This window comes from Streptomyces phytophilus, from assembly GCF_013870535.1.
Taxonomy (GTDB): Bacteria; Actinomycetota; Actinomycetes; order Streptomycetales; family Streptomycetaceae; genus Streptomyces; species Streptomyces phytophilus.
The window spans coordinates 1-1,607 of the sequence record NZ_JACBXC010001334.1; the positions used below are offsets into that span (position 1 = coordinate 1).

Below are 1,607 nucleotides of genomic sequence, written 5' to 3' on the forward strand. Positions count from 1 at the left end.
GTGGGCCCGGCGCGGGTCGCCGAAGACCCGGTCCGCGGCGTAGCCCAGGGTGGCGCCCAAGGCGTACGTCAGGGAGCGGGCGCGCAGGCGCGGGGCGGGAGGTGACGCGGATTCGGGTGTCATGGTGCCGTTCGGTGAGGGTGCGGGCGGGGCGGGTGAGCGTGCGGGCAGGGCGGGGTCGGGGAACAACCCCCCTCAACCCACCACCGGCGCCCCCCGCGCCCGCCCCACCCCACCGCGCAGCACCAACCGCTCCGCCAACTCCCCGAACAGCAACCCGAACCCCACCCACAACACCCCGTGCACCGCCACCGAAGCCAACCGGAACCGCCACAGCAGGTCCCCCGGGAACCCGTCCGGCACCGCCACCGACGACTCCGGCAGCAGCGCGACCGCCACCCCCGCCGCCGCCGCGAACACCGCACCGCCCGCCACCGTCGCGTACCAGCCGCCGAGCCGCGGCAGCAGCCGCCGTCCGGCCACCGCCGCGCCGACCGCCAGCAGCACGCTCAGCAGCACCATCAGGAAGTACTGGGCCGTCCGGTCGCCGACCGTCTCCGGGTCGCCGACGCCCGGCGGGTTCGCCGGGTACTTCAGGAACGGCACCGCGTAGACCGAGACCAGCCCGCCCAGCGCCAGCAGCAGCGCCGTCGCCCGCGGGCCGAAGCGCCCCACGCGGCCCAGCGCGTACGCAACCGCCAGCGCGGCGAGGCCGCCGAGGGCGACGCCGTAGACGAGCAGGCCCGTCGCGAGCCCGGCCGTGGACTGGAGGGAGCGGCTGACGAGTTCCCCATCCGACCCAGAACCAGAACCAGAACCAGGACCAGAACCAGCACCGGAATCCGAACCGCCATGGCCGGATCCGTGCGCCTCCTGCTCTATCGCCGCATCCACCTGCGGCTCACCCAGGACGTACGCCACCACCAGCGCCAGCACACCCGCACCCAGCCCCACGAGCATCCCGCGCAGCAGCAGCCCGCGGACCGCCGCGGAGTTCAGCGTGATCACCGAGACCCCCCGCTCAGTGGCAGGGGAAGCCGAGCAGGTGCCGGCCGTCGTGCAGCCACTCGTGCACGCCTTCGCCGGACACCAGGGAGGTGGCACCCTGTTCGGCGCCGACGAAGTACAGCAGAACGAGCATCAGGATCCCGCCGAACAGCGCCCACGGGGCGATGGTCTTCAGCGGAACGGGTGTGATGAGCGGGCCGGCCGGCCTGTCGGCGGCGGGCGTCGTGGGTGACACGGCTGACTGGGCCATGACGAAAACCTCCCGGGGATCACGCGTCCCATGCGGTGGAGCAGTTCACGACGGTGCGGGTCTGACTCACCGGACTCCGCCCCGCGCGGGGCGTCGTCCGGCTCACAGTGGCGCGGCCGTGCCGGATTCTCACCGGGCTTCCGTTGCGCCGTCGTATTCGGTTGACGAGATGACGATACCGTCGCCTGCGGATCGGCGGCCATACGGCGTCCGCCGGCCGAGACGCCGAGGGGCAGGTGGGACGGCTGGTGACGGTCCGGGTGATGCTCGTCACGCCGGCGGTCAACGCCGAGCTGCGGCAGGCCGCGTTCGGCGCGGACGAGCCGCTGGACGCGGCGGGTCGACGTGC

General features: G+C 73.8%; 2 protein-coding genes, 1 pseudogene and 1 riboswitch. Of the genes and pseudogenes, 1 reads left to right on the top strand and 2 read right to left on the bottom strand.

Annotation, left to right across the window (positions count from 1 at the left end; genetic code table 11):
* Positions 1 to 195: 195 nt before the first annotated feature.
* Entirely contained in the window at positions 196 to 999 is an 804-nt protein-coding gene (locus H5J30_RS32125; protein WP_181791142.1) for a CbtA family protein, read from the bottom strand.
* Positions 1,000 to 1,021: 22 nt separating this feature from the next.
* A complete protein-coding gene (locus tag H5J30_RS32130; protein ID WP_258563633.1) occupies positions 1,022 to 1,258 on the bottom strand; it encodes a CbtB domain-containing protein in 237 nt (78 codons plus the stop codon).
* A gap of 35 nt (positions 1,259 to 1,293) precedes the next feature.
* Positions 1,294 to 1,456, bottom strand: a riboswitch (cobalamin riboswitch).
* Positions 1,457 to 1,521: 65 nt separating this feature from the next.
* Between H5J30_RS32130 and H5J30_RS37135 the strand changes: the two are divergent.
* Positions 1,522 to 1,607, top strand: a pseudogene (locus H5J30_RS37135) (histidine phosphatase family protein); the annotation flags it as partial.

Excerpts from the sequence above, each read along its gene's own strand:
- H5J30_RS32130 (WP_258563633.1), bottom strand. The coding sequence starts at position 1,258 with ATGGCCCAGTCAGCCGTGTCACCCACGACGCCCGCCGCCGACAGGCCG.